The organism is Pseudomonas sp. IT-P395, from assembly GCF_949767675.1.
In the GTDB taxonomy this organism is placed as follows: Bacteria; Pseudomonadota; Gammaproteobacteria; order Pseudomonadales; family Pseudomonadaceae; genus Aquipseudomonas.
This window is the reverse complement of the sequence record NZ_CATKPW010000014.1, coordinates 1-25,244: the sequence shown is the minus strand read 5'-3', so window position 1 is coordinate 25,244 and position 25,244 is coordinate 1. Positions and strand designations below refer to the sequence as shown.

Here is a 25,244-nt window from a genome sequence, read left to right as displayed (position 1 = left end):
AGCTGGCTTGCCAGCGATGAGGCCGGTAAAGCTGCATCAATATTACGGTTGAGGTTTTAGATGTCTCAGGCTGAAAAAATCGTTATCACCGGCGCCCCTCTGCGCTGGCAGGACTTGGTCGCCGTTGCCCGTCATGGCGCGCTTCTGGAGCTGTCCAGCGACACCTGGGCGCGCATCGAAAACGCCCAAGGCATCGTCCAGCGCATCGTCGCCAGCGGCGAGCGCGCCTATGGCGTCAATACCGGCCTGGGCGGTTTGTCCAACGTCTCGCTGCAGGACGAACAACTCAGCCAGCTCTCGCGCAACACCTTGCTCAGCCACGCCTGTGGCGTCGGCCCGGTGCTTGCCGACGAACAGACTCGCGCGATCATCTGCGCCGCCATTCACAACTACAGCCACGGAAAATCCGGTCTGCATCGCCGGGTCGTCGAAGCCCTGCTGGCGCTGCTCAATCGCGGCATCACCCCGCAAGTGCCGTCGCAAGGTTCGGTGGGCTACCTGACGCATATGGCGCACATCGGCATCGCGTTGCTCGGCGTCGGCAATGTCAGCTATCGCGGGCAGATCATTTCGGCGCAACAAGCGCTGGCCGAAGAGGGGTTACAACCGGTTCAGCTCGGCGCAAAAGACGGTTTGTGCCTGGTCAACGGCACGCCGTGCATGACCGGCCTCAGCTGTCTGGCGATTGCCGACGCGACGCGTCTGGTGCAATGGGCCGACGTCATCGGCGCGATGAGTTTTGAAGCCCAGCGCGGCCAGATCGATGCGTTCGACGCTGAAATCATCGCGCTGAAACCGCATCCGGGCATGCAGCAGGTTGGCGTCAATCTGCGCGCCTTGCTCGATGGCAGCGAAGTGATTGCGTCGAGCAAAGGCATTCGCACTCAGGATGCGCTGAGCATCCGTTCGATCCCGCAAGTTCACGGCGCCGCGCGCGATCAGCTCGATCATGCAATCAAGCAGGTCGAGGCCGAACTCAACGGCTGCACTGATAACCCATTGTTGCTAGGCACGCCGGACAACTTCCGGGTGATGTCGCAAGCCAACCCGCACGGCCAATCGGTAGCTATGGCGGCGGATTTGCTGGCGATTGCCATGGCCGAAATCGGCTCGATTGCCGAACGTCGTCTGGATCGTCTGGTGAATCCGCACGTCAGCGGTCTGCCGGCATTTCTGGTGGCCAATCCGGGGGTGAACTCCGGGATGATGATCGTCCAGTACGTCGCTGCGTCACTGTGTGCGGAAAACCGCCAATTGGCGCAACCGGCGGTGCTCGACAACTACATCACTTCGGGCCTGCAGGAAGACCATTTGAGCATGGGCACCAACGCTGCGCTCAAGCTGCATCGTGCGCTGGAAAACTGCACGCAGATTCTCGCCATCGAATATCTGCTGGCGGCGCAGGCCTTTGAATTTCTCAAGGAACAGCGCTTCGGCGCGGGCACTGACCGCGCGTGGCGACTGCTGCGCGAAACGGTCCCGGCCTACGATCAGGATCGCTGGCTGGCGCCGGATATCGCCGCCGCCGCGAGCGTGTTGAAAGCCCCGAATGTGCTGGGCAACGTTTTACCGAATTTGCACTGAAAAATACCCACGCCAGCGTGCCAAGGCGCGACTCCCCAAAAGGCGAGACGCGACGGACAACGGACATCTCCGGAGCGTCTGGCGAGTTAATAACAAACTCTCAAAAGGAGCACAAAATGACTGCGCTGAACCTGATTCCCGGCCAACTGAGCCTGGCCCAACTGCGTGACGTCTACCAGAACCCGGTCAAGCTGACGCTCGACAACAGCGCCTCGGCGCAGATCGAAGCCAGCGTCGCTTGCGTCGAGCAGATCCTCGCCGAGAACCGCACCGCCTACGGCATCAACACCGGTTTCGGCCTGCTGGCCTCGACGCGCATCGCCAGCGAGGACCTGGAAAACCTCCAGCGTTCGCTGGTGCTGTCCCATGCCGCCGGTGTTGGCCAGCCGATCAGTGATGAGCTGGTGCGACTGATCATGGTGCTTAAGGTCAACAGCCTCAGCCGTGGTTTCTCCGGTATTCGCCGCGTGGTGATCGATGCGCTGATCGCGCTGATCAATGCCGAGGTTTATCCGCATATTCCGCTGAAAGGTTCGGTGGGCGCTTCGGGCGATCTGGCACCGTTGGCGCACATGTCTCTAGTGCTGCTGGGCGAGGGCAAGGCGCGCTACAGGGGCGAGTGGATGGAAGCCACCGAAGCGCTGAAAGTGGCTGGCCTGACGCCGCTGACGCTGGCGGCGAAAGAAGGTCTGGCGCTGCTTAACGGTACTCAGGTTTCCACGGCGTTCGCGCTGCGTGGTCTGTTTGAAGGTGAAGATTTGTTCGCGGGCGCGCTGGCGCTGGGTGGTTTGACGGTTGAAGCGGTATTGGGTTCGCGTTCGCCGTTCGACGTGCGTATCCATGCGGCTCGTGGCCAGAAAGGTCAGATCGATGCTGCCGCTGCGTACCGTGATCTGCTCGGCGATCGCAGCGAAGTCTCCGACTCGCACCAGAACTGCGAGAAGGTGCAGGATCCGTACTCGCTGCGCTGCCAGCCACAAGTCATGGGCGCCTGTCTGACGCAGTTCCGTCAGGCCGCTGAAGTACTGGCGGTCGAAGCCAACGCCGTATCGGATAACCCGCTGGTCTTCGCCGCTGAAGGCGATGTGATTTCCGGTGGTAACTTCCACGCCGAACCGGTGGCCATGGCCTCTGACAACATGGCCCTGGCTATCGCCGAAATCGGCTCGCTGAGCGAACGCCGCATCTCGCTGATGATGGACAAGCACATGTCGCAGCTGCCGCCGTTCCTCGTCGCCAATGGCGGCGTGAATTCCGGTTTCATGATCGCTCAGGTGACAGCAGCGGCGCTGGCCAGCGAGAACAAGGCCTTGTCGCATCCGCATTCGGTGGACAGTCTGCCGACCTCGGCTAACCAGGAAGACCACGTATCGATGGCCCCGGCGGCTGGCAAGCGGCTGTGGGAAATGGCTGAAAACACCCGCGGGATTCTCGCGGTGGAATGGCTCGCGGCGGTGCAAGGACTGGACCTGCGTAACGGTCTGAAGACCTCGGCGAAGCTGGAGCAGGCCCGGGCGATTCTGCGTAAGGAAGTGCCGTTCTATGAGAAAGATCGGTTCTTTGCGCCGGATATCAATGCGGCGACTGAATTGTTGGCTTCGCGGTGCCTGACCGAGCTGATTCCGGCGAAACTTTTGCCTAGTTTGTAAGTGTTTTTTCAGGGAGAGCTTTGTTGTTACTGACATCGATCCCCCTCACCCCAGCCCTCTCCCCCAAGGGGGGAGAGGGGGAAGGGAGCCGATCTTCGTGGTTTTCAAAGCCTGAGTTCGGCTCAAGATTTCCAGGTCGATGTACCTCGACAGAGCAACCCGGTCAGTCCTGCTTCTTCCTGGCAAGAGCAGGGAGCCGATCTTCATGGTTTTCAGAACCTGAGTTCGGCTCAAGACTTTCAGGTCGGTGTACTTCGACAGAACAACCCGGTCAGTCCCCTCTCCCTCCGGGAGAGGGCTAGGGTGAGGGGCTTTTCAGAGGCTACCCACCAAACCAAACACAACGGAGGCCAACAGTGAAAACCCTCTGGCAACACTGCCACGTCGCAACCATGGCGCAGGGCGTCTACTCGATCATCGAGGATGCGGCCATCGTGACGTCCGGTGCGCTCATCGAGTGGATCGGCCCGCGTAATCAACTGCCATCCGGCGAATACCCGGCGGTCAATGACCTGCAAGGCGCGTGGGTCACGCCCGGCCTGATCGACTGCCACACCCACACGGTGTTCGGCGGCAACCGCAGCGGCGAATTCGAAAAGCGCCTGCAAGGCGTCAGCTACGCCGAGATCGCAGCCTCCGGCGGAGGCATCGCCAGCACCGTGCGCGCGACTCGCGAGGCCACTGAAGACGAGCTGTTCGCCAGCGCCGCCAAGCGCCTGAAAAGCCTTATGCGTGACGGCGTGACCACGGTTGAAATGAAGTCCGGTTACGGCCTCGATCTGGTCAACGAACGCAAAATCCTTCGTGTCATCCGTCGCCTGGAAAAAGAGCTGCCGATCAGCGTACGCAGCACCTGCCTGGCCGCCCACGCGTTGCCACCGGAATACAAAGATCGTGCCGACGACTACATCGATCTGATCTGCAGCGAGATGCTGCCCGCTCTGGCTGCCGAAGGACTGGTCGATGCCGTGGATGCGTTCTGCGAATACCTGGCGTTCTCGCCAGAGCAAGTCGAGCGCGTGTTCATCGCCGCGCAAAAACTCGGTCTGCCGGTGAAACTGCACGCCGAACAATTGTCGTCGCTGCATGGCTCCAGCCTCGCCGCGCGTTACAAGGCGTTGTCCGCCGATCACCTGGAATTCATGGACGAAGCCGACGCCATCGCCATGGCCGAGTCCGACACCGTCGCGGTGCTGCTGCCGGGCGCGTTCTACTTCCTGCGTGAAACCCAATTGCCGCCAATGGACGCCCTGCGCAAGCACAAGGTGAAAATCGCCATCGCCAGCGACCTCAACCCCGGCACTTCGCCCGCGCTATCGTTGCGGCTGATGCTGAACATGGCCTGCACCTGCTTCCGCATGACTCCGGAGGAAGCCCTGGCCGGTGCGACGATTCATGCCGCGCAAGCGCTGGGCATGGCCGACACCCACGGTTCGCTGGAAGTCGGCAAGGTCGCGGATTTTGTTGCCTGGCACATTGATCGTCCGGCGGATCTGGCCTATTGGCTCGGCGGTGATCTGGACAAACGCGTCGTGCGTCACGGCGTCGAATCAAATCTGTAGGAGGGCGGTTGTGGATAAGGTTCTGAACTTCAAACAAGGACGCGTGCCGCTGCTGATCAGCATGCCTCACGCCGGTGTGCGCCTGACCCCAGCGGTGGAAGCCGGGTTGATCGCCGATGCGAAAAGCCTGCCGGACACTGACTGGCATATCCCGCAGCTTTACGATTTTGCTGAACAACTCGGCGCCAGTACGTTGGCTGCCGAGTACTCGCGATTCGTCATCGATTTGAACCGGCCGTCCGACGACAAACCGTTGTATGCGGGCGCTACCACCGGGCTCTACCCGGCGACGCTGTTCGACGGCATTCCGTTGTTCCGCGAAGGCCACGAGCCGTCGAAAGAAGAACGCGCGACTTATCTGGAGCAGATCTGGACGCCGTATCACCGTACGCTTCAGGAAGAGCTGGCACGGCTGAAGGCCGAATTCGGTTACGCGCTGCTGTTCGACGCGCACTCGATCCGCTCAATCATCCCGCACCTGTTCGACGGCAAACTACCGGACTTCAACCTCGGCACCTTCAATGGCGCCAGTTGTGATCCGCAATTGGCCGCGCAACTGGAAGCGATCTGCGCTGGTCATAGCAACTACAGTCATGTTCTGAACGGACGCTTCAAGGGCGGCCACATCACCCGTCATTACGGCAACCCGGCCGAGAACATCCACGCGGTGCAACTGGAGTTGTGCCAGAGCACCTACATGGAAGAGTTCGAACCGTTCCGCTATCGCCCTGACCTCGCCGAGCCAACGCGGGTGGCACTAAAGGAATTGCTGCAAGGCTATCTGGCCTGGGGCGAAAAACACTACCGCGGCTGACTCACCCCTGTAGGAGCTGCCGAAAGCTGCGATCTTGATCGTTCCCACGCAGAGCGTGGGAACGATCAGGCCCCGGAGCATGCTCATTGACGTAAATCGGGTTTATGATGCCCAACGGCAGAATAATAGAAGTCCCCCCAGGGATGACCTCGACCCCTTACGGAGCGCGCAATGCAGACTTTGTTTCCGCAGATCAAACCTCACGCCCGGCACGATCTGGCTGTCGATGACACCCATACGCTGTACGTCGACGAAAGCGGTTCACCGGAGGGTTTGCCGGTTGTGTTCATTCATGGCGGCCCCGGCGCCGGTTGCGACGCGCAGAGCCGTCGCTATTTCGATCCGAACCTGTATCGCATTGTAACCTTCGACCAGCGCGGTTGCGGGCGTTCCACGCCGCACGCCAGCCTGGAAAACAACACCACCTGGGATCTGGTTGCCGACCTTGAGCGCATCCGCAAACACCTGGGCATCGACAAATGGGTGCTGTTCGGCGGCTCGTGGGGTTCGACCCTGGCGCTGGCCTATGCGCAAACCCACCCTGAGCGTGTTCACGGTCTGATCCTGCGTGGGATCTTTCTCTGCCGTCCGCAGGAAATCGAGTGGTTCTATCAGGCCGGTGCCAGTCGTCTGTTCCCCGATTATTGGCAGGATTACATTGCGCCAATCCCGCTGGACGAGCGCGACGATCTGCTTAGCGCATTCCACAAGCGCCTGACCGGCAACGACCAGATCGCCCAGATGCACGCGGCCAAGGCTTGGTCGACGTGGGAAGGGCGCACCGCGACCCTGCGGCCGAACCCGCTGGTGGTCGATCGCTTCTCCGAGCCGCAGCGCGCGCTGTCGATTGCGCGGATCGAATGCCATTACTTCACCAACAACGCCTTCCTTGAGCCGAACCAGCTGATTCGCGACATGGGCAAGATCGCCCATCTGCCCGGCGTGATCATTCACGGTCGCTATGACGTGATCTGCCCGCTCGACAACGCCTGGGAACTGCATCAAGCCTGGCCGAACAGCGAACTGCAGGTGATCCGTGATGCCGGCCACGCCGCATCCGAACCGGGCATCACCGATGCACTGGTGCGCGCCGCGGGCAATATGGCTCGGCGCCTGCTCGACCTGCCGCCCGAAGAAGCATGAAGGGGCTTCTACAGCGGGTACGCGGTGCGCGGGTTGAAGTCGCGGGTGAGGTAGTCGGGGCGGTCGATCACGGTTTGCTGGTGCTGGTGGCGGTCGAACCCGACGACACGCGTACCAGCGCCGACAAACTTCTGCATAAGCTGCTTAACTATCGGGTATTCAGTGATGCGGAGGGCAAGATGAACTTGTCCCTCGCCGATGTCGGTGGCGGGTTGCTGCTGGTCTCGCAGTTCACCCTTGCGGCCGACACCAAAAGCGGGTTGCGCCCGAGCTTTTCGACAGCCGCGCCACCGGCGTTGGGCGAGGAATTGTTCGACTATCTATTAAGCAGTGCGAAACAGGTGCATGGCACTGTGGCATCAGGTAGATTCGGCGCCGATATGCAGGTGCATTTGGTCAACGATGGCCCGGTTACCTTTTTGTTACAGACCTGAAAGCGCTTGAAACACCTTTTTGGGAAATTTCGACCGTTTTTAGGGTGTTTTCGCGATAAATACTTTGTTACCCCTGATGCGTTGTCATGCGGGCTACTAGATAATCGCGCGCACTGGGATCAGCGTTCGCTGATCCATTTTCACTTAGGTAGAGACTTGTCCGGATCCGATTGGGGAATCATTTTGCCCCAGCGGAGTCGGAACAATGCTCGCCAACCTGGCATATAGATAGCTGGCCGTTGGTTTTTTGATCTGTTTTCGGCGAGGGTTGCTCGTGATTGTTAGTCCCTGTAATGCAGCAAAAATGTCTGCCAAACGCATGCGAAGTGCCCTGGTAGCGGGTTCGGCGCTCCTGTGCCTGCTCAGCGCCGGCCAGCTTTGGGCGTTCAATCTTGACGATGTATCGGCGAAGGCGAAAGAACTGGCCGGGCAGAAGTTCGAAGCCCCGCGCAGCAATCTGCCGAACGAATTCCGCGACATGAAGTTCGCGGACTATCAGAAAATCCGCTTCCTCACCGAAAAGGCTGAGTGGGCTGATCAGAAAACCCCGTTCAAACTGTCCTTCTATCACCAGGGTATGCACTTCGATACACCGGTGAAAATCAACGAAATCACAGCGAACACCGTCGAAGAGATCAAATACGATCCGACGCGCTTCGATTTCGGCGACCTGAAATTCGATCCGAAAGCCACCGAACAACTGGGTTATGCCGGTTTCCGTGTGCTGTACCCGATCAACAAGGCCGACAAGCAAGACGAAATCATGACCATGCTCGGCGCGAGTTACTTCCGCGTTGTCGGCAAGGGCCACACCTACGGCCTCTCGGCGCGTGGTCTGGCGATTGATACCGCGCTGCCGTCGGGTGAGGAATTCCCGCGTTTCCGCGAGTTCTGGATTCAACAGCCGAAGCCGGGCGACAAGCATCTGGTGATCTTCGCCCTGCTGGATTCGCCGCGTGCCACCGGTGCCTACCGTCTGATCCTGCGTCCGGGCAGCGACACCATTGTCGACGTCAAAGCGCAGATGTTCCTGCGTGACAAGGTCGGCAAACTGGGCATCGCGCCACTGACCAGCATGTTCCTGTTCGGCGCCAACCAGCCGTCGAAAGTCCTCAACTACCGTCGTGAACTGCACGACTCCAGCGGTCTGTCGATCCATGCCGGTAACGGCGAGTGGATCTGGCGTCCACTGAACAACCCGAAACACCTGGCCGTGAGCAACTTCAGCATCGAGAACCCGCGTGGTTTCGGTCTGCTGCAACGTGGCCGCGACTTCAGCCACTACGAAGACCTCGACGACCGCTACGACAAGCGCCCAAGCGCCTGGATCGAGCCGAAGGGCGAGTGGGGCAAGGGCACCGTTGATCTGGTAGAAATTCCGACCGCCGACGAAACCAACGACAACATCGTTGCGTTCTGGAGCCCGGAAAAAATGCCGGAGCCGGGTCAGCCGCTGGAATTCGCCTACCGCATGCACTGGACCATGGACGAAGCGGCGATTCATGCGCCGGACAGCGCCTGGGTTTCGCAGACTCTGCGTTCGACCGGTGACGTCAAGCAATCGAACCTGATCCGTCAGCCGGATGGCAGCGTTGCCTACTTGGTCGACTTCGAAGGTCCATCGCTGGCCGCGCTGACCCCGGATGCCGACGTGCGCAGTCAGGTCAGTGTTGGTGACAACGCCGAGCTGGTTGAAAACAGCGTGCGCTACAACCCGGAAACCAAAGGCTGGCGCTTGACCCTGCGCATGAAGATCAAGGACGCGAGCAAGTCGACCGAGATGCGTGCCGCCCTGGTTCAGCCAGTCGTGACTGCTGATCTGGCGAAATCGGTGCCGGCGTCCAACTCGTCCGTTGCCAAGGCCGACAAGGTTGCCGCCAAGCAACAAGAGAAACTCGACAAGGAAGCCAAGGCCGCCGAGGCCAAACAGGCCGACGCCAAGCCAGCTGCAGATGCCAAGGACAAGGCCAACAAAGACGCCAAGCAGCCAGCGGCTGCGGACGCGGCCCCAGCCACACCGGAATCGGCACCGACTGAAGAAGTCCTGACCGAGACCTGGAGCTATCAGTTGCCTGCCGATGAGTAACTCTCAAGTACAGCCAGAGACTCTGTCCGAGTATCTGGCGCATCTGCCGATGACCGACGAGCAGCGCGCGGAACTCGCGGGCTGCCAGTCGTTCAGCGAGCTGCATGAACGCCTGTCGTCTTCAACGTTCGACGCTCCTGCCGAGGCCGCCCAGGCTTCGGTGGGCAAGCGCCTGACCCTGAGCACCGCCGAAGAACTTGAAGACGCGGAGATGCTGGTGCTCGACGCCAGCGGTCGCGTCAGCATGAAGGCGACGCCGCCGATCCGTCGGACCAAGGTCGTGCCGGAGCCGTGGCGCACCAATATTCTGGTGCGTGGCTGGCGCCGTATGACCGGTCGTACCAACCCGCCGCAGCCGCCGAAGGACGAAAACGTCTTGCCGGCCGCGCGCTGGCGCACCGTCGGCTCGATCCGCCGCTACATTCTGTTGCTGCTGATGCTCGGTCAGACCATCGTCGCCGGCTGGTACATGAAAGGCATCATGCCGTACCAGGGCTGGTCGTTCGTCGATCTGGAAGAAGTCCTGCATCAACCGCTGCTGCAAACCGCCACGCAAGTGCTGCCGTATGCGCTGCAAACCAGCATTCTGATTCTGTTCGGGATCCTGTTCTGCTGGGTGTCGGCTGGTTTCTGGACGGCGCTGATGGGCTTCCTCGAGTTGCTCACCGGTCACGATAAATACCGTATCTCCGGCAAAAGCGCCGGCAACGAGCCGATTGCCAAAGACGCGCGTACCGCGCTGGTGATGCCGATCTGCAACGAAGACGTGCCGCGTGTATTCGCCGGTTTGCGAGCAACGTTCGAATCGGTTGCTGCCACTGGTGATCTGGACCGCTTTGACTTCTTCGTGCTCAGCGACAGTAATGACACAGACATCTGCGTCGCCGAACAACAGGCCTGGCTGGATGTCTGCCGCGAAGCCAAAGGTTTCGGCAAGATCTTCTACCGTCGCCGTCGCCGTCGTGTGAAGCGCAAGAGCGGCAACCTCGACGACTTCTGCCGTCGTTGGGGCGGTGACTACAAGTACATGGTCGTGCTCGACGCCGACTCGGTGATGAGCGGTGAGTGCCTGACCAGTCTGGTGCGCTTGATGGAAGCCACGCCGGACGCCGGGATCATCCAGACCGCGCCGCGTGCGTCGGGCATGGACACTCTCTATGCGCGTATGCAGCAGTTTGCGACCCGCGTGTACGGCCCGCTGTTTACCGCCGGTCTGCACTTCTGGCAGTTGGGTGAATCCCACTACTGGGGTCACAACGCGATCATCCGCATGAAGCCGTTTATCGACCACTGCGCCTTGGCGCCGTTGCCGGGTAAAGGCGCGTTCTCGGGTGCGATTCTGTCCCACGACTTCGTTGAAGCCGCGTTGATGCGCCGTGCCGGTTGGGGCGTGTGGATTGCCTACGACTTGCCGGGCAGCTACGAAGAACTGCCGCCGAACCTGCTCGACGAACTCAAGCGTGACCGTCGCTGGTGCCACGGCAACCTGATGAACTTCCGTTTGTTCCTGGTCAAAGGCATGCACCCGGTGCACCGCGCGGTGTTCCTCACCGGCGTGATGTCGTACCTGTCGGCGCCGTTGTGGTTCTTCTTCCTGGTGCTGTCAACCGCGCTGCTGGCGGTGAACACGCTGATGGAGCCGCAGTACTTCCTCGAGCCGCGCCAGCTCTATCCGCTGTGGCCACAATGGCACCCGGACAAGGCGATCGCGCTGTTCTCGACGACCATCGTGCTGCTGTTCCTGCCGAAACTGTTGAGCATCATCCTGATCTGGGCCAAGGGCGCGAAAGAGTTCGGCGGCAAGTTCAAGGTGACCCTGTCGATGCTGCTGGAGATGCTGTTCTCCATGCTGCTGGCGCCAGTGCGGATGATTTTCCACACGCGTTTCGTCCTCGCCGCGTTCCTCGGCTGGGCCGCGACCTGGAACTCGCCGCAGCGTGACGACGACTCGACGCCATGGAGCGAGGCGGTCAAACGCCACGGTCCGCAGACCCTGCTGGGCTTCTGCTGGGCGCTGCTGGTGATCTGGCTGAACCCGAGCTTCCTCTGGTGGCTGGTGCCGATCGTCGGTTCGCTGATGCTGTCGATCCCGGTGTCGGTGATTTCCAGCCGCGTTGGTCTGGGCCTGAAGTCCCGTGACGAGAGCCTGTTCCTCATTCCTGAGGAATACAATCCGCCACAGGCGCTGCTGGCGACCGACCAGTACACCCACGAAAACCGTTACCACGCCCTCAACGACGGCTTTGTCCGCGCGGTGGTCGATCCGCAGCAGAACGCTTTGGCGTGTTCGCTGGCGACCTCGCGTCACGGTCAGGCCGAGCCGATCGAATGGCTGCGTCAGGAGCGTGTGCGTCACGCGATCAAGGTTGGCCCGGCCGGGCTGAATAATCATGATCGCTTGCAACTGCTGAGCGACCCTGTTGCCTTGGCGCGTTTGCATGAGCAGGTCTGGGCCGAAGGTCACGCTGAGTGGCTGGATGCATGGCGGGCTTCGGTGAAAGCCGATCCCCATGCGCCGTTGCTGCCGCTGCGACCGGTGAGTATGCAGGCGCAACCGGCCTGATGAGAAAACCCCGCTGATTCAGCGGGGTTTTTTTATGGCGCCGAAAAGCCCCTCACCCTAGCCCTCTCCCCGAGGGAGAGGGGACCGACCGAGTTGGATGTTCGAGTTACACCGACCTGAGATATCGAGTCGAACTCAAGTGTTGAATATTCCCCGATCTGCTCCCTTTCCCCCTCGCCCCCTCGCCCCCTTGGGGGAGAGGGTTGGGGTGAGGGGGTAGCTCTTGATTGTTAAACAAATCGTCCATTAAACCTTGTGCAAAAAAACGAGTGCGTTAGCATCCGTCCCCGAATTGGCGCACCCGGGCTTTTTTGCCTGTCTCTGTTGGTTTTCGCGCCGCACACGCAATGGTTTTGGGGACTTGAAGATGAAGAAGTATCTGTCGATGCTGCTGGTCGGCGTCACGGCACTGGTTGCAGTCAATGCGGCGCAGGCCGGCGCAATCGATGACGCGGTCAAGCGCGGCACGTTGAAAGTCGGTATGGATCCGACCTACATGCCGTTCGAAATGACTAACAAGCGCGGCGAAATCATCGGTTTCGAAGTCGACATCCTCAAAGCCATGTCCAAGGCCATGGGCGTCAAACTGGAGCTGGTTTCGACCGGTTACGACGGCATCATCCCGGCGCTGATGACCGACAAGTTCGACATGATCGGCAGCGGCATGACCTTGACTCAGGAGCGCAACCTGCGCCTGAATTTCAGCGAACCGTTCATCGTGGTCGGCCAGACCCTGCTGATCCGCAAGGAGCTGGAAGGCACTATCAAGTCGTACAAAGACCTGAACACCGCCGACTACCGCATCACCTCCAAGCTCGGCACCACCGGCGAAATGGTCGCCAAGAAGCTCATCTCCAAGGCCAAGTACCACGGCTACGACAATGAGCAGGAAGCGGTGCTCGACGTGGTCAACGGCAAGGCTGATGCCTTCATCTATGACGCGCCGTACAACGTCGTCGCGGTGACCAAGGTTGGTGCCGGCAAACTGGTGTTCCTCGACAAGCCGTTCACCTACGAGCCTTTGGCCTTCGGTCTGAAGAAGGGTGACTACGACAGTCTCAACTTCATCAACAACTTCCTGCACCAGATCCACGAAGACGGCACCTACGATCGCATCCATGACAAGTGGTTCAAGAGCACCGAGTGGCTCAAGGACATGGAATAACGCGCATCCGCTGATCGTTTCCACGTCGAGGCGTCGAACCGTCCGCGTGGGAACGCATCCTGTGACGCTCCGCGTCACGAACAGGCAGGGACGCAGAGCGTCCCGAGCGGCATTCCCACGCAGAGCGTGGGAACGATCATCCGAGAACCTGCAATGAAACAGAAAAAAGCCCAATGGCCCTGGCACGTACTCACCGTGCTGGTGCTGGTCGGCCTGGCGGGCGCGTTGTATTACGCGACGTCGCTGATGTCCTACGAATGGCGCTGGAACCGCGTGCCGCAGTACTTCGCCTATCAGGCCGAAGAAACCCAGCGTGCCACTGACATTTCCACCGTCACCGAACTCGTGCGCAAGGGCAGCAGCGCGCAAGTCACCCTGCGCAATGACGCCGGTGACAAGCAGCACCTGACCGTCGACGAGAACAGCCTGCAATTCGCTCAGGGCGACGATGTGGCCGAAGGCGACGTCGTGGGCGTGACCCGGCATTGGGCGGCAGGACCGCTGCTGTGGGGGTTGTGGACGACACTTTGGCTGTCGGTGGTCTCCGGCATTCTCGGTTTGCTGATCGGTCTGGTCACCGGCCTCTGCCGTCTGTCGAGCAACCCGACCCTGCGCGACCTCTCGACCATTTACGTCGAACTGGTGCGCGGTACGCCGCTGCTGGTGCAGATTTTCATTTTCTATTTCTTCATCGGCACGGTGATGAACCTGTCCCGCGAATTCGCCGGGATCGCCGCGCTGTCGCTGTTCACTGGCGCCTACGTGGCCGAGATCATCCGTTCCGGCGTGCAATCGATTGCCCGTGGCCAGAACGAAGCGGCGCGTTCGCTCGGTCTGAGTGCCGGTCAATCGATGCGTCACGTGGTGCTGCCGCAAGCATTCAAACGCGTGCTGCCGCCGCTGGCCGGGCAGTTCATCAGTCTGGTCAAGGACACCTCGCTGGTGTCGGTGATTGCCATCACCGAGCTGCTGAAAAGCGGCCGTGAAGTCATCACCACCTCGTTCTCGCCGTTCGAGATTCTGTTCTGCGTCGCCGGTCTGTACCTGTTGATCAACCTGCCGCTGTCGAAAATCGCCAGCCGGCTTGAGCGGAGGCTCGCGCAAAGTGATTGAAGTCCGCGATCTGGTAAAAGTCTTCGACACCCGTGGCCAGGTGGTGCGCGCGGTGGATAACGTCAGCACCACAGTCGCCAAGGGCGAAGTGCTGGTAGTGATCGGCCCGTCGGGTTCCGGCAAGTCGACCTTCCTGCGTTGCCTCAATGGCCTGGAAGAGTTCGATTCCGGTTCGGTAAGCATCGACGGCCTGCAACTGGCCGACCCGAAAACCGACGTCAACGCCTACCGCCGCGAAGTCGGCATGGTCTTCCAGCATTTCAACCTGTTCCCGCACATGACCGTGCTGGAAAACCTCTGTCTGGCGCAGAAAGTCGTGCGCAAGCGCGGCAAGAAAGAGCGCGAAGCCAAGGCTATGGAGTTGCTGAAAAAGGTCGGGATTGCACAGAAGGCCAACGAGTTTCCGTCACGCCTGTCCGGCGGTCAGCAACAGCGCGTGGCGATTGCCCGGGCGCTGGCGATGGAACCGAAGGTGATGTTGTTTGACGAGCCGACTTCGGCGCTTGACCCGGAAATGGTCGGTGAGGTGCTGGACGTGATGAAAAACCTGGCCGTGGAAGGCATGACCATGGTCTGCGTGACCCACGAAATGGGTTTTGCCCGGGAAGTGGCGGATCGGGTGTTGTTCTTCGATCACGGCAAGCTGTTGGAAGATGCCGCGCCTGCCGAATTCTTTGATACACCGAAGGATCCGCGTGCGCAGGCCTTCCTGCGTCAGGTTCTGTAACTGCGGCGTTCTCTCGGCCGCCATCGCTGGCAAGCCAGCTCCCACAGGGTTTGTAGTCGATCACAAAGTTTGTGTTCAACCCATTCACTGTGGGAGCTGGCTTGCCAGCGATAGCATCACCTCGGTTCAGAGCGAACCGAGCTGGATGAATCACCTCAAACCTTGAAGCGCCCCACCAGCATCTGCAAGTGAGTACCCAGGCGCGCCAGCTCAACGCTGGACGCCGCGGTCTCTTCACTCGCCGCCGACGTCTGATCCGACACATCCCGCACATTCAGCACGCTACGGTTGATCTCTTCCGCCACCGCGCTCTGCTGCTCGGCCGCTGCCGCAATCTGCTGGTTCATCGCCTGAATCGCCGAAACCGTGCGGGTGATGCTTTCCAGCGACCCGCCCGCGCGACGGGTCAGCTCAACGCTGCTGTCGGTCAGGGTACGGCTGTTGTCCATGATCGTTGCCACTTGTTGGGTGCCGTTCTGCAGGCCGACGATCAGCTCTTCGATTTCCTCGGTGGACTTCTGCGTGCGCTGCGCGAGGCTGCGCACTTCATCGGCCACCACGGCAAACCCACGCCCGGCTTCACCGGCACGCGCCGCCTCGATGGCCGCGTTGAGGGCCAGCAGGTTGGTTTGCTGCGCCACCGACTTGATCACGTCGAGGACGCTGCCGATCTTGTCGCTTTCGCGCTTGAGTTCGCCCATGGCTTCGGTGGAATGACCAACCTCAACCGCCAGACGCTCGATCTGCGCGATCGCTTCGCCGACGACCTTGTCCCCTTCGCGGGCCTGCTGGTCAGCAGCCACGGCGGCTTCGGAGGCTTCCTCGGCGTTACGCGCGACTTCCTGCACGGTGGCGGCCATTTCATTCATGGCGGTGGCGACCTGATCGGTCTCGATTTTCTGATTATTGACCCCGGCGCTGGTTTGCTCGGTCACCGCTGAGAGTTCTTCGGCAGCGCTGGCAATCTGAGTGACGCCATCGCTGATGCCGCCCACCAGTTCACGCAGGCCTTGGGTCATGCTCTGCATCGAGCGTTGCAGTTGGCCCAGTTCATCGCGGCGCAGGGACACCAGATTGTGGGTGAGGTCACCGGCAGCGACGCGCTCGGCGACTTTCAGAGTCTGGTTCAGCGGGATGATGATCTGGCGAGTGATCGCCCAGGCGGCCAGCAAGCCGAACGCTACGGCCAGCAGGGTGGCGATGATCAGCATGTTTTTGGCGTGCGCGGCATCGGTGTCGCGCACTACGGTTTGCGATTCAGTGAGCTTCTTGCTGACGTCGATGAGGATGTCGCCCTGAGTCGACATGCGTGCGGCGGCCTTGGCGTTGTTGACCTGGGAGTCGCGGAACTGTGCAACCGCGGCACGATAGGCTTTGATCGAATCAGTGGCCTGTTGCAGGTTGGCAATGTGCTGTTCCGGCAATTTGGCCGGCAGGCTGTCGAGGTTTTTCAGGGCGTTGTCGATGGCATCGAGCGCCGGTTGCTCGGCTTCGGCCTTACCGCTGTAGGTGTAGCCGCGCACTTGGTAGCGTGCTTGCTGCAGCAGTTTGCTCAGATCGATCACGCTGTTGAATTGCGCGACGCTATCACCCGCCAGCATGGATTTTTCCACTTCCGCGACTTTCGCCACGGCGTTGTCGGCACTCGCGCCAAGCTTGCTGCGGGCATCTTCGCGCTGCACGGTGGCTTGGGTCATGTCGGCAAAGGCACGTTTGTACTCGGCGACGGCGGCCAGCTGTTGATCGACCATCGCCGCATCGGCCGGCTGTTCAATCAGGCTGCGAGCGGTTTGCAGGCCGCTGTCGAGTTTGTTCAGCAGATCGGTGACCGCCCCCGGACCTTGTTCGCCACGACGTGCTTCGTAGTCCAGACGCGCGAGACGCAGGTCCTTGGTCAGCTCGTTGAGGCTGGAGATAAAGCCGAGTTTGTCACCACGGCTGATGATGCCGCTCATGCCGGTCCAGCCGGTGAAGGTGATCAACAGTGTCAGCAACAGCACCAGGCCGAAACCGATTCCCAGCTTGCGTTTGACGCTGACGTTTCCAAGATTCTCGGCTAACCAACGGTACATGCGACGACTCCCCGACCACTAATTGGACTTATGGAGAGGGTATCGGCCGGATGATGGCAATCTGTAACGCCATTTATCTGGTGCGAAGAATCAGAAGAGCCGGGCGAGGAGGGCGGTGACGGCGGTTTCGACGCGCAGGATGCGCTCGCCGAGTTGCACCGGTTGCAGGCCGGACTTGGCCAGCAGATCGATTTCGTAGGGGATCCAGCCGCCTTCAGGGCCGATGGCAAGCGTCACTGGTTCGCTGAGCGCGCGCGGGCACGGTGGGTAGTTGCCGGGATGGCCGACCAGCCCGAGGGTGCCTTCGGTAATCGCCGGCAGCCGGTCTTCAACGAATGGCTTGAAGCGCTTCTCGATGATGATTTCCGGCAGCACGGTATCGCGGGCCTGTTCGAGGCCGAGGATCAAATTTTCGCGAATCGCCTCAGGCTCAAGAAACGGTGTCTGCCAGAAGCTTTTTTCGACCCGATAGCTGTTGACCAGAATCACCTTGGACACGCCCATGGTCGCCACGGTCTGAAACACTCGGCGGAGCATTTTCGGCCGCGGCAGCGCCAGCACGAGAGTCAGCGGCAGTTTGGCCGGTGGCGGCTGATCGAGAGTGACGCGCAGCTCGACTTCACCCGCTTCCAGTCGCAGCAACTCAGCCGAACCCATCAGTCCGTTGATGCGGCCGACGCGCAGGCTGTCACCGACTTCCGAACGGTGAACTTCCTGCATATGGGTCAGGCGGCGATCACGCAGGACCACACGGTCGGCCGCAATGAAATCGGCCTCTTCGAGCAACAGCAGGTTCATGCCTGGGTCGCTGGCGGCTGGTCGTTGTGGTCGTCGGCCGGGTTCTCGTCCGGACGTTCGCGCTTGCTGATCAAACCACCGAACAGGATGCCGATTTCGAACAGCATCCACATCGGCACGGCCAGCAGGGTTTGCGAGAAGATGTCCGGCGGCGTCAGGATCATGCCGACCACGAAGCAGCCGATGATCACGTACGGGCGGATCTTCTTCAGGTAGGCCACGTCGACCACGCCGATCCACACCAGCAGCACCACGGCCACCGGAATCTCGAACGCCACGCCGAAGGCGAAGAACAGCGTCATGACGAAATCGAGGTAACTGGCGATGTCGGTCATCATTTCCACGCCGGCCGGGGTGGCCGCAGCGAAGAATTTGAAGATCAGCGGGAACACGAAGTAATAGGCGAACGCCATGCCGGTATAGAACAGCAAGATGCTGGAAACCAGCAGCGGCACCGCGATGCGCTTTTCATGCTTGTACAGGCCCGGCGCGATAAAGCCCCAGATCTGATGCAGGATTACCGGGATCGCGAGAAACAGCGAGACCATCATCGTCAGCTTCAGCGGCGTCAGGAACGGCGACGACACATCGGTGGCGATCATCGTCGCGCCGACCGGCAGGTATTGGCGCAGCGGCGTCGAGACGAAGGTGTAGATCTGCTGGGTGAACGCAAACAGCCCGGCGAAGATGATGAAGATCGCCGCCACACAACGCAGCAGGCGGGTGCGCAACTCGGTGAGGTGCGAAACCAGCGGCATGTGCTGGTCGTTTTCGGGGAGATCGCTCATGGGGCTCGCGGCGGCAATGTTGGGTCGTGAGGCGCGGGTGTAATCGGCGCGGCGGTTGGGGCTACGTGTTCAACCGAGGTTTGTGCAGGCGCTGGTTCTGTCGGCGCTACAACGGCAGCAGGTGCAGGTGTCGGAGCAGGCGCGACGGGTGCAGTCGGCGCATGAATCGTCTGCTGACCCACATGCTCAACCGGCGTCGGCTCCTGCTGAACCGGCGAGAAAATCTTCCGCGCCTCCTGCTCCAGCGACAGAATGTGCTCGTTGTGCAGTTGCCGACGAATCTCGTCGGCACCGATTTCACGTTCAACTTCCTGTTTGATCGCGTTGAAGCTGCGCTTCAGCCGACCGACCCACAGGCCGGCGGTGCGTGCAGCGCCCGGCAGACGCTCGGGGCCCAGCACCAGCAGGGCGACCAGGCCGACGAGCAGCAGTTCAGAGAAGCTGATACCAAACATTAGTCAGTGCTCACACGTCTTTGCGGATCGGCTCTTCGACTTTCTGCGCCTGCACATCGATGGTGTGCGGCGGGTTGGCCTGAGCGGTGGCTTGCGGCTGCACCGGTGGTACCGGCTGCGCAGGCGTCACGGTTGGATCGGCAGCCGGTTTTTCATCGTCGTTCATGGCTTTGCGGAAGCCCTTGATCGACTCGCCAACGTCGGTGCCGAGGTTTTTCAGTTTCTTGGTGCCGAACACCAGCACCACGACAACCAGAATGACGATCCAGTGTTTCCAGTCAAAAATGCCCATGTTGCTGTTCCTCTCTAAAAGTTGTTCAGGCGGACGGACGCGAGGCTTTCTCGACGTGTCCGGACAGGCCGAAGCGACGGTCCAGTTCATCCAGCACGGCCTGCGGATGCTGCCCCAGTTGGGCGAGCATGACCATGCTGTGGAACCACAGGTCGGCGGTCTCGTAGATCACGTCGCTGCAGTCGCCACTGATCGCGGCGTCCTTGGCGGCAATAATGGTTTCGACCGACTCTTCGCCGACTTTCTCCAGAATCTTGTTCAAACCCTTGTGATACAGACTGGCCACATAGGAGCTGTCGGCGGCTGCGCCTTTGCGCTCTTCGAGCACTTCGGCCAGGCGGGTCAGGGTGTCACTCATGTTTGTGTCCTGCGGAATAGATAGCGTGCGGGTCTTTCAGGACCGGGTCGACGGTTTTCCAGTCGCCGTTCTCGAAGACACGGTAAAAGCAGCTTTGACGGCCGGTATGGCAAGCGATGTCGCCGATCTGTTCAACCATCAGGATGATCACGTCGGCGTCACAGTCCAGACGCATCTCATGCAGCGTCTGCACATGCCCTGACTCCTCGCCCTTGCGCCACAGCTTGCCACGGGAACGTGACCAGTAGATTGCACGGTTTTCCGCGGCGGTCAGTTCCAGCGCTTCGCGGTTCATCCAGGCCATCATCAGCACGCGTCCGGTCTTGTGATCCTGGGCAATCGCCGGCACCAGGCCATCAGCGTCCCACTTGATCTCGTCCAGCCAGTTTTTCATCTTCGACTCCGACAGCGAACCCCACACTTCAATAGTCGGGTTCAGGCATTGAAACAGTGTGCCAGCCGATCACGAAACTGGCTATCGGCGAACGACCAGATACAAGCCGACTGCCACCATGATTCCCGCAGGCCAATGCCCCAACTCGTTAAGCGGGCCACCGATAGCGAGGATCACCCCGCCTGCCAGATGCGCGCAACCGAGCAAGCGCAGGAACCAGTCGTCCTTGCGTTTATGCCATGGCGGCGGTGGATCGTAGGCGTGCGGTTGCGACATGCGTTCGAGCAGGTCGCGGGCCATGTTGGCCAGATGCGGCAGTTGTTCGAACTGGCTCTGCACGTTGCCCAGCAAGGCTTTGGGGCTGACGCGCTCGCGCATCCAGCGTTCGAGGAATGGCTGCGCGGTGTTCCACAGATCCAGATCCGGATACAACTGACGGCCGAGGCCTTCGATGTTCAGCAGGGTCTTTTGCAGCAGCACCAGTTGCGGTTGCACTTCCATGTTGAAGCGCCGCGCGGTCTGGAACAGACGCATGAGCACCTGGCCAAATGAAATATCTTTTAACGGTTTTTCGAAGATCGGTTCGCACACGGTGCGGATCGCCGCTTCGAATTCGTTGAGTTTGGTTTCCGCCGGCACCCAGCCCGAATCGATGTGCAACTGCGCCACACGACGGTAGTCACGCTTGAAGAAGGCGAACAGGTTGCGCGCCAGATAGTCCTGGTCTTCCGGGGTCAGGCTGCCGACGATGCCGCAGTCGATCGCGATGTACTGCGGGCTCCACGGGTTGACGGTGCTGACGAAGATGTTGCCCGGGTGCATGTCGGCGTGGAAGAAACTGTCGCGGAACACTTGGGTGAAGAAAATCTCCACACCGCGTTCGGCGAGCATTTTCATGTCGGTGCGCTGATCGGCGAGGGTCGCCAGATCGGTGACCTGAATGCCGTAGATGCGCTCCATCACCAGCACTTTCGGCCGGCACCAGTCCCAATACACTTGCGGTACATAGAGCAGCGGCGAACCTTCGAAGTTGCGCTTCAACTGGCTGGCGTTGGCCGCCTCGCGCAGCAGGTCGAGTTCGTCGTAGATGGTTTTTTCGTAGTCCTGGACCACGTCGACCGGGTGCAGCAGACGCGCGTCGGCCGAGAGTTTTTCGGCGGCGCGGGCGAGGATGAACAGCCACGCCAGATCCTGCGCGATGATCGGCTTCAGGCCCGGGCGGATCACCTTGACCACGACTTCTTCGCCGGTTTTCAGCTGCGCGGCATGCACCTGCGCAACCGAGGCTGAGGCCAGCGGCTCGACGTCGAAACGGCTGAACACGTCGCTGATTTTCTTGCCCAGTTGTTCTTCGATCAGCTTGATCGACAGTTGCGAGTCAAACGGCGGCACGCGGTCCTGCAACAGCATCAGCTCATCGGCGATGTCTTCCGGCAGCAGGTCGCGGCGGGTCGAGAGAATCTGCCCGAACTTGATGAAAATCGGCCCCAGATCCTGCAACGCCAGACGCAGACGCGCGCCACGGCTCAGGTCCAGCGGCTTGCGCGGGAACCAGCGCCACGGCAGCACATAGCGCAGCGCCAGGAGGAACCAGGGCAGCGGCAGATCGAACAGCAGGTCATCGAGGCGGTAGCGGATCACGACAGACTGGATGCGCAACAGACGGCGGACGGCGAGCAGCTTCATGCGTTATCGCTTGGGTCGAGGGATCGGGAAAGGCGCTCGAAACGCGCCTCGAGACGTTCCAGATCAAGTTTGATCCGGTCCAGTTCGCTGAACCGCGCTTCGGCTTCGCGCTGCCCGACGAGGGTGCGCGATTCTTCGGCGAGGTATTCGGCGAGGTTCTGGTTGAGGCTGGCAAATCCTTGTTGATACCAGCGCGCGCGGCTGCGCAGATGGCCACCGACCAGTTGCGTGGTGACCGGGCCGAGCCAGCGCGAGAGTTCGTACTCCCAGTCCAGCTCAAGGTCTTGCAGGACACCGGCCAGCTCCAGCAGCACGCCGCTGTCGCCATCGAGCTCGACTTCCGGGGCGTGCAACACCGCGGTCTTGTCTTTGCTCACGGCCAGTTTGATCAGGCTGGAGGCCGGCGCGCGCAGGGTGCAGTCGACACCGGTTTCCCAGTGCGAGGCCAGCATCAAACCTTCGTCGCTCGGCAGAATGAACAGTTGCAGCGCCGGGCTGCGGCAGTCGACGGCAATCACCTTGCCGGTCAAATGCGCCAGCCGCGGCAGCGCCGTGCTGTCGAGACGCAGCACCCGGTTGAGGCCGAGTTCAACGCTGGCGAGCAGCCCGGTGAGCAACATCAGGGCTTGATGCCGCGGTGCAGGGCGACGATGCCTGCGGTCATGTTGTGATAGGTCACGCGGTCGAAACCGGCGTCGACCATCATCGACTTCAGGGTTTCCTGATTCGGGTGCATGCGGATCGATTCGGCCAGGTAGCGATAGCTTTCCGAGTCGTTGGTGATCAGCTTGCCCATCAGTGGCATGAAGGCGAACGAATAGGCGTCGTAGGCTTTCGACATCAGCGCATTGGTCGGCTTGGAGAACTCCAGCACCAGCAGACGACCGCCCGGCTTGAGTACGCGCAGCATCGAGCGCAGGGCGTCTTCTTTGTGCGTGACGTTGCGCAGGCCGAAGGCGATGGTCACACAGTCGAAATGATTGTCCGGGAACGGCAGTTTTTCCGCGTCCGCCTGAACGAATTCGACGTTGCCGGCGACACCCAGATCGAGCAGGCGGTCACGACCGACCTTGAGCATCGATTCGTTGATATCGGCCAACACCACTTGACCGGTCGGGCCGACCAGGTGCGAGAACTTTTTGGTCAGGTCACCGGTACCGCCGGCGATGTCCAGCACGCGGTTACCGCTGCGCACGCCCGACAGTTCGATCGCGAAACGCTTCCACAGACGGTGCATGCCGCCCGACAGAAGGTCGTTCATCAGGTCGTACTTGGCGGCTACCGAGTGGAAAACCTCAGCGACTTTTTCCGCTTTCTGGCTTTCCGGAACGTTTTTGAAGCCGAAGTGAGTGGTGGGTTCGGCATCGCTGCCTTTGCGCTGATCAGTCATATCGCTGTCACCAAAAGAGAATGCGCGACATTCTAATCCCCAAGCCATGCTTTGTCTTGGAATGGCTAAAGGTAAGATGGGCAACCCTCGGGACGATTTGCCGCAGCGGCGGTCAAGATTTACCGACACATCTTTTTCGCCCCATTCAAAAAACAGGAGTCAATCAATGGCCAAAATCACTGTTGAGCGTGCCCACAATCTGGGTAAGGAAGCCGCCCGCGAGAAGGCCGACAAGCTGGCGCAAAAACTCTCCGAGCAATATGGCCTGGAGCCGCAATGGTCCGGCGACACCCTGAACCTCAAGCGCTCGGGCGTGAAAGGCGCGGTGCATGTGGCGGACGATTCGATCAAGGTCGACGTTGAGCTGGGCCTGATGATGTCGGCCATGAGCGGCATGATCAAAGCCGAAATCGAAAAAGCCCTCGACAAAGCTTTGGTTTGAACATCAAAAGATCGCAGCCTTCGGCAGCTCCTACAGACGTACACATTCCCCTGTAGGAGCTGCCGAAGGCTGCGATCTTTTCATTCAGGCACCACCGATTCATGTCAGTTGTTAGGGTGCCGTTTCTAATTTTTCTGCCTACTTTGTGCCTGAGCCCGACACTTTCCCGGGCAGTTCCTCAAACCTTCTGCGCGTGAGGTGCACCATGGCCAAAGTTATTTTGAAGAAAAAAATCGACGTTTCGACTTCTGCTCTGAGCGACGTCAAATCCTATGCCCGCAAGATCTGGCTGGCAGGCCTGGGTGCCTACGCCAAGGTCGGCCAAGAGGGCAGCGACTACTTTCAAGAGTTGATCAAGGCTGGTCAAACTGTTGAAAAGAAAGGCAAAAAAGCCGTCACCGAAAAACTCGAAGCGGCCAACGCCGAGATCGATGAAGCCAAGAGCGAAGTGAGTTCTTTCAAAGGTCGTGTCGAAGTTCAGCTCGACAAGGTCGAGAAGGCGTTCGACTCCCGTGTAGCAAGCGCCTTGAATCGTATCGGCATTCCGTCTAAACATGACGTTGAGACACTCTCTGCTAAGCTCGATGAGCTGACGGCATTGCTCGAACGCGTCGCGCGTAAATCTTAAGGAGAACGGGATGGCTGGTAAAAAGAACACCGATAAAGAAGGCAGCTCGTGGATCGGGAAAGTCGAAGACTACTCCCGCAAAATCTGGCTGGCTGGTTTAGGCGTGTACTCGAAGATCGACACTGACGGCAGCAAGCTCTTCGATACATTGGTCAAAGACGGCGAGAAAGCCGAGAAGCTCACCAAGTCCGCAGTCGGCAAAAAAGTCGATGCCGCCAAGGACTCTGCTTCTTCGGCCAAGTCGCGCATCAGCGGCGTGAAAGATCGCGCACTGGGCAAGTGGGACGAGCTGGAAGGGGCTTTCGACAAGCGCCTGAACAGCGCGATTTCGCGCCTGGGTGTACCGAGCCGCAATGAGGTCAAGGCACTTAACAGCAAGGTCGACACACTGACCAAACAGATCGAAAAACTCACCGGTCTGAAGGCTCAACCTGTGGCGGCGAAAACCGCTGCGGCAAAACCGGCAGCGAAAACTGCGGCGGCCAAACCAGCGGCAAAATCCGCTGCCAAGCCACTGGCAAAAGCAGCGGCCAAGCCTGCAGCAAAAACCGCAGCGGCCAAGCCAGCTGCTAAAGCTGCAGCCAAACCGGTTGCTGCCAAAGCCGCCGCCAAACCGGCAGCAAAACCTGCGGCCAAAACGGCAGCGAAACCAGCCGCCAAGCCAGCCGCGAAAACCGCTGCCGCCAAACCGGCTGCCAAGCCTGCGGCCAAACCCGCTGCGGCGAAGAAGCCTGCCGTGAAAAAACCGGCCGCAGCGAAAGCCGCCGCGCCGAAACCGGCCGCACCTGCTACAGCCAAACCGGCCACTCCGGCAGCTCCGGTAAGTGCGTCGAACTCCGCCGCAGCACCGACTCCGGCGGCCACCCCGACTGCTGCATCGACGCCGTCGACGCCAACCAGTCAGTCCTGATTCTTCAGGGCAAAACAAAACGCCCGGCCTGTGAAGGTCGGGCGTTTTTGTATCTGAATTCCAACAGCCCCTCACCCTAGCCCTCCCGAAACGTCGGACCGCCCATAGGGAGAGGGGACCGATACGCGGATGCTTCAGTCTTACACTGACCTGAAAGTGTCGTATTGAATCCATACTCGACTCGATTTTTC

Annotated in this window: 24 protein-coding genes and 1 pseudogene; 14 read left to right on the top strand and 11 right to left on the bottom strand. The window is 60.4% G+C overall.

What is annotated here, in order from left to right; translation table 11 throughout:
* Positions 1-60: 60 nt before the first annotated feature.
* The 11 genes from hutH (ACM6IN_RS13115) to ACM6IN_RS13065 all read left to right on the top strand — a co-directional run bounded on the left by hutH (ACM6IN_RS13115) (position 61) and on the right by ACM6IN_RS13065 (position 14,840).
* Complete coding sequence (gene hutH, locus ACM6IN_RS13115) at positions 61-1,584, top strand: histidine ammonia-lyase (protein WP_414895015.1); 1,524 nt, start codon at positions 61-63, stop codon at positions 1,582-1,584.
* Between the two features lie 116 nt (positions 1,585-1,700).
* Positions 1,701-3,233: a histidine ammonia-lyase gene (hutH, locus tag ACM6IN_RS13110; protein WP_414916168.1), complete on the top strand. Its 1,533-nt coding sequence runs from the start codon at positions 1,701-1,703 to the stop codon at positions 3,231-3,233.
* A 356-nt stretch (positions 3,234-3,589) separates the two neighbouring features.
* Complete coding sequence (hutI, locus tag ACM6IN_RS13105; protein ID WP_095113980.1) at positions 3,590-4,795, top strand: imidazolonepropionase; 1,206 nt, start codon at positions 3,590-3,592, stop codon at positions 4,793-4,795.
* A 10-nt stretch (positions 4,796-4,805) separates the two neighbouring features.
* On the top strand, positions 4,806-5,609 hold the full coding sequence (gene hutG / locus ACM6IN_RS13100; RefSeq protein ID WP_414916167.1) for an N-formylglutamate deformylase: 804 nt from the start codon (positions 4,806-4,808) through the stop codon (positions 5,607-5,609).
* 171 nt (positions 5,610-5,780) lie between these two features.
* Positions 5,781-6,752, top strand: coding sequence for a prolyl aminopeptidase (gene pip / locus ACM6IN_RS13095; RefSeq protein ID WP_008080611.1), 972 nt, complete (start codon positions 5,781-5,783; stop codon positions 6,750-6,752).
* On the top strand, positions 6,749-7,186 hold the full coding sequence (gene dtd / locus ACM6IN_RS13090) for a D-aminoacyl-tRNA deacylase (protein ID WP_007909321.1): 438 nt from the start codon (positions 6,749-6,751) through the stop codon (positions 7,184-7,186). The genes pip and dtd overlap by 4 nt, the downstream gene beginning before the upstream one ends.
* Before the next feature lie 274 nt (positions 7,187-7,460).
* Complete coding sequence (locus ACM6IN_RS13085; protein WP_007909332.1) at positions 7,461-9,272, top strand: glucan biosynthesis protein G; 1,812 nt, start codon at positions 7,461-7,463, stop codon at positions 9,270-9,272.
* Positions 9,265-11,835, top strand: a complete 2,571-nt coding sequence (mdoH, locus tag ACM6IN_RS13080) for a glucans biosynthesis glucosyltransferase MdoH (RefSeq protein WP_095113983.1) — start codon at positions 9,265-9,267, stop codon at positions 11,833-11,835. Before ACM6IN_RS13085 ends, mdoH begins: the two co-directional genes overlap by 8 nt.
* Before the next feature lie 367 nt (positions 11,836-12,202).
* Positions 12,203-13,000, top strand: a complete 798-nt coding sequence (locus ACM6IN_RS13075) for a transporter substrate-binding domain-containing protein (protein ID WP_034152980.1) — start codon at positions 12,203-12,205, stop codon at positions 12,998-13,000.
* A 153-nt stretch (positions 13,001-13,153) separates the two neighbouring features.
* Positions 13,154-14,113: an amino acid ABC transporter permease gene (locus tag ACM6IN_RS13070; RefSeq protein WP_414916166.1), complete on the top strand. Its 960-nt coding sequence runs from the start codon at positions 13,154-13,156 to the stop codon at positions 14,111-14,113.
* Positions 14,106-14,840, top strand: coding sequence for an amino acid ABC transporter ATP-binding protein (locus ACM6IN_RS13065; RefSeq protein ID WP_007909337.1), 735 nt, complete (start codon positions 14,106-14,108; stop codon positions 14,838-14,840). Before ACM6IN_RS13070 ends, ACM6IN_RS13065 begins: the two co-directional genes overlap by 8 nt.
* Positions 14,841-14,995: 155 nt before the next feature.
* Here ACM6IN_RS13065 and ACM6IN_RS13060 read toward each other — a convergent pair whose 3' ends face one another.
* The 11 genes and pseudogenes from ACM6IN_RS13060 to ubiE all read right to left on the bottom strand — a co-directional run bounded on the left by ACM6IN_RS13060 (position 14,996) and on the right by ubiE (position 23,073).
* Entirely contained in the window at positions 14,996-15,709 is a 714-nt protein-coding gene (locus ACM6IN_RS13060; protein ID WP_371850961.1) for a methyl-accepting chemotaxis protein, read from the bottom strand.
* Positions 15,710-15,850: 141 nt separating this feature from the next.
* Positions 15,851-16,795: pseudogene (locus ACM6IN_RS13055) on the bottom strand (methyl-accepting chemotaxis protein); the annotation flags it as partial.
* A gap of 207 nt (positions 16,796-17,002) precedes the next feature.
* Positions 17,003-17,710, bottom strand: coding sequence for a 16S rRNA (uracil(1498)-N(3))-methyltransferase (locus tag ACM6IN_RS13050; RefSeq protein ID WP_414916165.1), 708 nt, complete (start codon positions 17,708-17,710; stop codon positions 17,003-17,005).
* Positions 17,707-18,498: a twin-arginine translocase subunit TatC gene (gene tatC / locus ACM6IN_RS13045; protein ID WP_007909342.1), complete on the bottom strand. Its 792-nt coding sequence runs from the start codon at positions 18,496-18,498 to the stop codon at positions 17,707-17,709. Before tatC ends, ACM6IN_RS13050 begins: the two co-directional genes overlap by 4 nt.
* The gene (tatB, locus tag ACM6IN_RS13040; RefSeq protein WP_123375587.1) at positions 18,495-18,953 is read right to left on the bottom strand and encodes a Sec-independent protein translocase protein TatB; all 459 of its coding nucleotides are present in this window, start codon (positions 18,951-18,953) and stop codon (positions 18,495-18,497) included. Before tatB ends, tatC begins: the two co-directional genes overlap by 4 nt.
* Before the next feature lie 10 nt (positions 18,954-18,963).
* Positions 18,964-19,245, bottom strand: a complete 282-nt coding sequence (locus tag ACM6IN_RS13035; RefSeq protein WP_003220847.1) for a twin-arginine translocase TatA/TatE family subunit — start codon at positions 19,243-19,245, stop codon at positions 18,964-18,966.
* 25 nt (positions 19,246-19,270) lie between these two features.
* Positions 19,271-19,603, bottom strand: a complete 333-nt coding sequence (locus ACM6IN_RS13030; protein ID WP_007909355.1) for a phosphoribosyl-ATP diphosphatase — start codon at positions 19,601-19,603, stop codon at positions 19,271-19,273.
* Complete coding sequence (hisI, locus tag ACM6IN_RS13025) at positions 19,596-19,997, bottom strand: phosphoribosyl-AMP cyclohydrolase (RefSeq protein ID WP_007909357.1); 402 nt, start codon at positions 19,995-19,997, stop codon at positions 19,596-19,598. The genes ACM6IN_RS13030 and hisI overlap by 8 nt, the downstream gene beginning before the upstream one ends.
* 81 nt (positions 19,998-20,078) lie before the next feature.
* Entirely contained in the window at positions 20,079-21,683 is a 1,605-nt protein-coding gene (gene ubiB / locus ACM6IN_RS13020; RefSeq protein ID WP_007909358.1) for a ubiquinone biosynthesis regulatory protein kinase UbiB, read from the bottom strand.
* Positions 21,680-22,303 carry an SCP2 domain-containing protein gene (locus ACM6IN_RS13015; protein ID WP_414916164.1) on the bottom strand — a complete coding sequence of 208 codons (624 nt, stop codon included), beginning with the start codon at positions 22,301-22,303 and terminating at the stop codon, positions 21,680-21,682. The genes ubiB and ACM6IN_RS13015 overlap by 4 nt, the downstream gene beginning before the upstream one ends.
* A complete protein-coding gene (gene ubiE / locus ACM6IN_RS13010; RefSeq protein ID WP_008080626.1) occupies positions 22,303-23,073 on the bottom strand; it encodes a bifunctional demethylmenaquinone methyltransferase/2-methoxy-6-polyprenyl-1,4-benzoquinol methylase UbiE in 771 nt (256 codons plus the stop codon). The genes ACM6IN_RS13015 and ubiE overlap by 1 nt, the downstream gene beginning before the upstream one ends.
* Before the next feature lie 166 nt (positions 23,074-23,239).
* Between ubiE and ACM6IN_RS13005 the strand changes: the two genes are divergently transcribed.
* The 3 genes from ACM6IN_RS13005 to ACM6IN_RS12995 all read left to right on the top strand — a co-directional run bounded on the left by ACM6IN_RS13005 (position 23,240) and on the right by ACM6IN_RS12995 (position 25,053).
* Positions 23,240-23,515, top strand: coding sequence for a polyhydroxyalkanoic acid system family protein (locus ACM6IN_RS13005; RefSeq protein ID WP_007909364.1), 276 nt, complete (start codon positions 23,240-23,242; stop codon positions 23,513-23,515).
* A 205-nt stretch (positions 23,516-23,720) separates the two neighbouring features.
* Positions 23,721-24,143, top strand: coding sequence for a phasin family protein (locus tag ACM6IN_RS13000; RefSeq protein ID WP_095113427.1), 423 nt, complete (start codon positions 23,721-23,723; stop codon positions 24,141-24,143).
* 10 nt (positions 24,144-24,153) lie between these two features.
* Positions 24,154-25,053, top strand: coding sequence for a phasin family protein (locus ACM6IN_RS12995; protein WP_414916163.1), 900 nt, complete (start codon positions 24,154-24,156; stop codon positions 25,051-25,053).
* Positions 25,054-25,244 lie beyond the last annotated feature (191 nt).

Coding starts and splice junctions, on each gene's coding strand:
- ACM6IN_RS12995 (WP_414916163.1), top strand. CDS start 24,154: ATGGCTGGTAAAAAGAACACCGATAAAGAAGGCAGCTCGTGGATCGGG.
- mdoH (WP_095113983.1), top strand. CDS start 9,265: ATGAGTAACTCTCAAGTACAGCCAGAGACTCTGTCCGAGTATCTGGCG.
- ACM6IN_RS13030 (WP_007909355.1), bottom strand. CDS start 19,603: ATGAGTGACACCCTGACCCGCCTGGCCGAAGTGCTCGAAGAGCGCAAA.
- tatB (WP_123375587.1), bottom strand. CDS start 18,953: ATGTTTGGTATCAGCTTCTCTGAACTGCTGCTCGTCGGCCTGGTCGCC.
- ACM6IN_RS13075 (WP_034152980.1), top strand. CDS start 12,203: ATGAAGAAGTATCTGTCGATGCTGCTGGTCGGCGTCACGGCACTGGTT.
- hutH (WP_414916168.1), top strand. CDS start 1,701: ATGACTGCGCTGAACCTGATTCCCGGCCAACTGAGCCTGGCCCAACTG.
- ACM6IN_RS13035 (WP_003220847.1), bottom strand. CDS start 19,245: ATGGGCATTTTTGACTGGAAACACTGGATCGTCATTCTGGTTGTCGTG.
- ACM6IN_RS13015 (WP_414916164.1), bottom strand. CDS start 22,303: ATGTTGCTCACCGGGCTGCTCGCCAGCGTTGAACTCGGCCTCAACCGG.
- ACM6IN_RS13060 (WP_371850961.1), bottom strand. CDS start 15,709: ATGAATGAAATGGCCGCCACCGTGCAGGAAGTCGCGCGTAACGCCGAG.
- ubiB (WP_007909358.1), bottom strand. CDS start 21,683: ATGAAGCTGCTCGCCGTCCGCCGTCTGTTGCGCATCCAGTCTGTCGTG.
- ubiE (WP_008080626.1), bottom strand. CDS start 23,073: ATGACTGATCAGCGCAAAGGCAGCGATGCCGAACCCACCACTCACTTC.
- tatC (WP_007909342.1), bottom strand. CDS start 18,498: ATGAGCGATCTCCCCGAAAACGACCAGCACATGCCGCTGGTTTCGCAC.
- pip (WP_008080611.1), top strand. CDS start 5,781: ATGCAGACTTTGTTTCCGCAGATCAAACCTCACGCCCGGCACGATCTG.
- hisI (WP_007909357.1), bottom strand. CDS start 19,997: ATGAAAAACTGGCTGGACGAGATCAAGTGGGACGCTGATGGCCTGGTG.
- ACM6IN_RS13050 (WP_414916165.1), bottom strand. CDS start 17,710: ATGAACCTGCTGTTGCTCGAAGAGGCCGATTTCATTGCGGCCGACCGT.
- dtd (WP_007909321.1), top strand. CDS start 6,749: ATGAAGGGGCTTCTACAGCGGGTACGCGGTGCGCGGGTTGAAGTCGCG.
- ACM6IN_RS13070 (WP_414916166.1), top strand. CDS start 13,154: ATGAAACAGAAAAAAGCCCAATGGCCCTGGCACGTACTCACCGTGCTG.
- hutH (WP_414895015.1), top strand. CDS start 61: ATGTCTCAGGCTGAAAAAATCGTTATCACCGGCGCCCCTCTGCGCTGG.
- ACM6IN_RS13005 (WP_007909364.1), top strand. CDS start 23,240: ATGGCCAAAATCACTGTTGAGCGTGCCCACAATCTGGGTAAGGAAGCC.
- ACM6IN_RS13000 (WP_095113427.1), top strand. CDS start 23,721: ATGGCCAAAGTTATTTTGAAGAAAAAAATCGACGTTTCGACTTCTGCT.